The sequence below is a fragment of the Schlesneria sp. genome (assembly GCF_036405755.1).
In the GTDB taxonomy this organism is placed as follows: Bacteria; Planctomycetota; Planctomycetia; order Planctomycetales; family Planctomycetaceae; genus Schlesneria; species Schlesneria sphaerica.
In genome coordinates this window covers 1-5,037 of sequence record NZ_DASWWZ010000207.1, presented here as the reverse complement: position 1 = coordinate 5,037, position 5,037 = coordinate 1, and the positions used below count along the sequence as shown (strand labels likewise).

Sequence of the window (5,037 nt, the reverse complement as noted above, 5' to 3'; positions counted from 1 at the left end):
CGGCGGGATATCATTGATCGTCACTTCGTTCCCACCCCAGCGACTGCTGCGAATCATTTTTGTCCGCTCCGGGTCCGTCGGAGGATCAAGCGGCACGAGTTGATTCTCGAAAGCGCGATCGTTGCACTGAAGCCATTTTGCCTCGTGTCCCTCCCATTGATTGCCATCAATGACGACGGGCGGGCCGTTCAGATTCACGCCACGATAAAACGATGAGGTATCCGGCGCGCTCGAGGCCGTGGGAAGTTCTCGACCGATCACCAGATTTGTCGCGACGAACATCACCGTCAGCGCCACTAAATGGGCGGTGTGAATCCATGAATGTAAGCCACCAGACATCTTCGATGCACCTTCCCAAACCTACTCGCCTTAAGGCCGAGTGAATGGCTACCGTTGACCGCGCGTCATGACGTACGAGATGCGTCCAACACCGCGATCACTGTTTCTGAAGTACCTATTGAACTCTTCTGCGTGATTTATCACGATGACACTCCGCGTAAATCTTTTGTCTTTTTGCGACAAATCCGTTGTCGGATGGAGCATTGCTTTGCAGCGAATCGGGCTCGTATTTGGCTATGGCCTGGCCTACTACCGAGATATCTTGCGAGGAATCAAGCATTTCGCCGAGCAGAGATCCGACTGGATCTTCACGCCCCTGTCTCCCGATTCGCAATCCGTACAGAGCTTGCGCTCAGTAAAATTCGACGGACTCATCGCTCATGTTTACAGCGTCGAGCTTGCTGAAGCGCTGATTGCGCTGCGAAAGCCCGTCGTTAATGTCTCGGGGGTGCTTCCAGAGCAACCCATTTACCGTGTCTCGGTCGACCACCTCCTGGTGGGTCGGATGGCCGCAGAACATCTCCTCGATCGAGGTTTTCGACATTTCGGATACGTCGGCTATCCCGATCACGATTTTTCAGTCGGTCGTGAATCCGGATTTCGCGAGAGTTTGGCAGCGGCTGGTTGTACCCTCAACACATTCTATGAAAAAGACCTGGCTGAGGTTGATCCTACAGGACTCTGGTCTTGGAACACGGAGCTGCCAGCCTGGCTGCGGTCACTGAAGAAGCCGGTTGCCGTCTTCACGAGCCAGGACATTCAAGGGGTGAAGGTCTCCGAAGCGTGTCGGTCGGCGGGCCTGCGCGTTCCCGAGGACGTCGGCATTCTCGGCGTCGACGACGATGACTTGTTATGCGAGATGACGCGTCCCTCGATGTCGAGTGTGGCTCTTCCATCTGAGCGAATCGGTTATGAAGCAGCCTTCTTGCTCAGCAGGCTGATGAGTCGCCGGAAGCCATTGAACAGGGCAATGCTACTGCCCCCGCGTGAAGTCGTGGCCCGTCAATCGACAGATATTTTGTGTATGGAAGACCAGATCGTCGCAGCCGCGATTCGCTATATTCGAGACCACGTTCACCAACCGATTCGCGTAGCAAATGTCCTCAAAGTCATTCCTGTCTCAAGACGGTCGTTGGAAAGGCGATTCCTCACAACCCTCGGACGCGGGATCTCCCAGGAAATCCGCCGGGGACACGTCGAACGTGCAAAATCACTGCTTGTAGGGACCGAACTTCCCATGTCCGAGGTAGCCCGGCTTTCCGGATTCACCGAAGGGCGCCAGCTGTCGGTGGTATTTCGTCAGGAGACGGGACAAACACCAACGGCCTATCGACGACGCCACAACGGTTAAGGCAAGCTCGCAGTCTCTCGCGTTCAAAATAATCGTTGTCACAAGGAAAAATGTTGACTGGTCCGTTTCCCGGCGCATGACGCGTTCGGTCCACCCGAGGGGTTCAGCGAAACGGTACTTCAAATCAAGCGCGCAGCTTCCTCGCCAGTGAAGACGACGCGCTTATTCCCGGGCGTCTCACGTCACATCGGAACGGGGTCAGGCCTCGACTCCCAGAAGGTGACAGGCCTCTTCGTAGCCCGCCGCTCGAAAGCCGTGCTTATCTTCCCGGTTGTACCCGTACGAACTGGCGGTCACGCGGGCGAGTGCTACGATCTGCCTCCAGCGGAAGGCCGGGCGAGTTGTCTTGTACTCTTCGCAGACGGTCTGGAAATACTTCTCTCCGTGCAGTCGGCCATCTTCACTGACGGCGTATTTCAGCATCAGGTTCAGCACCGGATCCACCTCGAACCCTCGATCTCCGTAGACCTGAATCGCTGCCGTCGCAAGTCCCTGCTCGTTGTTTCGAATAGCGTCTTCCGTCACTGCCAGAAGCCGCTCGGGACGATCGACGGTGATTAACGCCGAGTGTTCGTCGAGGGGAAAAGCGGGTGTGTCGAACGGCGCTGACTGAATTCCCGCGTGATAGGCCGCCACGATCAATCCGGAAATTGCGTGCCGGGTTTCTGCCAGTCGTGCCATGTTCCGCCAGGCGTTCGTTGCGTCTGAAGAGTGCACGCCGGCCGAGTCACCGTGAACACGGGATTTATCGCTCCCTTGCCTCAAGACATAGAGATTGGAAGCGAGCGAAATCGCTTCCCCCACGACTTCAGGTGAGATTCCCTCGGCCAGCGCCGCAGCCGCCGCCTCCGCCGCCCGATCCCGTGGTCCCGTGTAAATCGCCTGGCTCAGTTCCAGCACCGCAGTGTCTCCCGGATCACGCTGTCCCAGCGGTCGGTCCGTCAGGTGGTACTGATCAAGCAGCTTCGGCAATAACGCTCGAATGGGCGGATCCGCTTGTTTATGTTCGATACGCATCCGTTCATGGTCGCAGCAATGCCGCACGCACTGACTGAGCAGTGTCTGCGAGTGCTCATCACCCAGCAGCCCGACCAGCCCGAATGTACGATAAGCGAATACGAAGCGATGCACGTTCATGTCATCCTGAACTGCAGGCTGAAGGGCGTTGAACGCATGGAGGGGAGACTTGCTGACCTTTGCCAGCAAGCGTTCGCCCAATTGGCTGTCGACGTCGCGACAAGCGTTCCTGATTTGCACCTCGAGGTCAGCATCGGACGCGTGTTCTGCCAGATGCTCGGCCAGGTGAAATGCCCTGAGGGCCTCGCGGGAGGAACTTCCTGCTTTCTGAATCTGCTGCGAATTGCGGTAGAGCACCTTGAGTACCGGAAGTGGTTGCCGTTTCACCGGCAGCTTGCGAGTCATTTCCAGAGCTGGAATCATCGCCATGGCCGTATGAAATCCCACATAGTCACATCCGCCAAACGTGACCGCGTTCGCCAATGCCCCCGCCGCAATCAGATCCTTAAGTGAAGTCTCGCCCTTGGCCACGAGTTGGGCCAGCAGAGGCTGCAACTTTTCAGCGGGGGTATTCCGCATGAGTTCCACCAGGGACTGATGAGATCCGAGACTGATCGAATCGTTCCCCTCTTCCGCGAAGGCGGTCGAAAACCCCAGATCAGCCGCAAGTGATGTCCCCAGGCCGACGGCGAGCATGCTGTGGCCAACATCTGCAAGAAATCCCCGACGAGTGGTAGACTGCATGGCAGGCTCCGTTGAATGTAGGTGGTCGAGCAAAACACCAGGCACCCATGAACCTACACTTACAGATCAGAGCTCGTCGATGGAATTCTGATATTTCAAGAAAACGAAAGCATCAGGTGGCATACGAGCGAGACTCTTCATCGGAATGGCGAATGGCCACCACGGAATACCCGATTGCCATCGTCAGCGCGACAGCCGCAGAAACGCCGTACATAACGGGAAAACCAAACTGGTCACTAATCCGGCCGAGTACAGGGGCGAACACCAGCGAACCAAAGTCCGTGAATCCGAGAATAATCGCGGTCCCCGCTCCGCGAAACTGTTTTGGGAATGTTCCCGAGCCCAACGAGACAACGGCGGGAAACAGCAAGGCGTGACCAAATCCACAAACAATTGAAGGGATGATCAACTGCCAGGCGTCGGCCACGAATGCGAGCAGAAAGTGTCCCACCGTATGGCCGATCAGCCCTCGCACCAGCATCCAGTGCCGCCCAATCGTCTGGCTCCAGTTCTGCACCAGCAGACGAAAGACGAACGCAGAGATCGCGTAGCCTGTAAAGAAAAACCCGATCCCTTCGATGTGCTGCGAAGTCGCGAATCGCGTCAGAAACGTTTGCGTCGCAGTGACCCCCAGTCCCATTGTCATCGCCGCTATGACGACTGTCCCCGGCCAGTAGCGAAACAGTAATCGGAAGGCCATCGGGGATGGATCCCTCACTTCCGACCGGTCGTTGTAAGTCAGCGCGATGACAATGATCAAATACGCGATCCCGATCAGTCCTGCGGCCCCAAACAGAATCAGAAACTGGAGACGAGGTTGCGTGACCAGATAAAGGATCCAGTCACCGACGTTCGATCCCAGGATCATCCCGACGAACCCGCTGCTTCCCAGATTCCCAATGACTTCCGTTCTGCGGTTGAGGGGCACGTGATTCTGGATGTGGGTCATGGAGCAGGCGAACATTCCCGTCAGACCGACAAAGAATGTGACGCGTGCAACATAAAGCAACCAGAAAGCGTATGTGGCTGCGATGAACAAGACACATCCCAGAATGAACAAGACGGAACAGACAGGCCAGACTCGTCGTGTCCCGTAATCATCAAGAACGTGCGAAACACTCAGGCGAACGATCACCGCGATCAGTGTCCCCAGCGCGACAATATCCCCAACAATCGTTTCCGATCCGCCGAGAAAGTGAACCAGTTCCGCGAATCGGAACGTCAGCGCGTTGGCCATGACGAGTGCAGAATTGGCGAGGTAGGCGAGCCAGAAGATCCGCCCGTAGACAGCTGACGCGGTTTCTTCACGAAGATCGGCCGACGATGGTATGGTCATTTAATCGCTGGTGGAACAAAGATTTCAATACGATAAGTGTCGGATTCGAAACACTATCCGCCAAACGCACTGTATCGCCGAACTCCCTTTGCCAGCGCAAGGCGATTGATCCCCCACAGCGCGATGATCCAGAGAATTCCATTACCCAATTCAAGCCAGAGCTGCTGGTGACTGTACTTTTCCAGCAGGATGGCTGCAGGGACAAATGCGAGGTATTTGAAGGGAAGCAGTTGGATCGCGTCGGCGTAGG

The 5,037-nt window shown here is 56.3% G+C and carries 5 protein-coding genes; 1 reads left to right on the top strand and 4 read right to left on the bottom strand.

Annotated elements, in window-relative coordinates; genetic code table 11:
- Positions 1-339, bottom strand: a 339-nt coding sequence (locus VGE80_RS07145) for a hypothetical protein (protein WP_440592161.1), incomplete at its 3' end; no start/stop codon positions are given.
- A gap of 208 nt (positions 340-547) precedes the next feature.
- Here VGE80_RS07145 and VGE80_RS07140 point away from each other — a divergent pair.
- Positions 548-1,690, top strand: coding sequence for an AraC family transcriptional regulator (locus VGE80_RS07140; RefSeq protein WP_373651804.1), 1,143 nt, complete (start codon positions 548-550; stop codon positions 1,688-1,690).
- A gap of 198 nt (positions 1,691-1,888) precedes the next feature.
- Here VGE80_RS07140 and VGE80_RS07135 read toward each other — a convergent pair whose 3' ends face one another.
- From VGE80_RS07135 to VGE80_RS07125, 3 genes are all read right to left on the bottom strand, one after another.
- The gene (locus tag VGE80_RS07135) at positions 1,889-3,451 is read right to left on the bottom strand and encodes a hypothetical protein (RefSeq protein WP_440592160.1); all 1,563 of its coding nucleotides are present in this window, start codon (positions 3,449-3,451) and stop codon (positions 1,889-1,891) included.
- A gap of 112 nt (positions 3,452-3,563) precedes the next feature.
- A complete protein-coding gene (locus VGE80_RS07130; RefSeq protein WP_440592159.1) occupies positions 3,564-4,787 on the bottom strand; it encodes an MFS transporter in 1,224 nt (407 codons plus the stop codon).
- 53 nt (positions 4,788-4,840) lie between these two features.
- Positions 4,841-5,037: ABC-2 family transporter protein (locus tag VGE80_RS07125; protein WP_440592158.1), on the bottom strand; the 197-nt coding region annotated here is incomplete at its 5' end.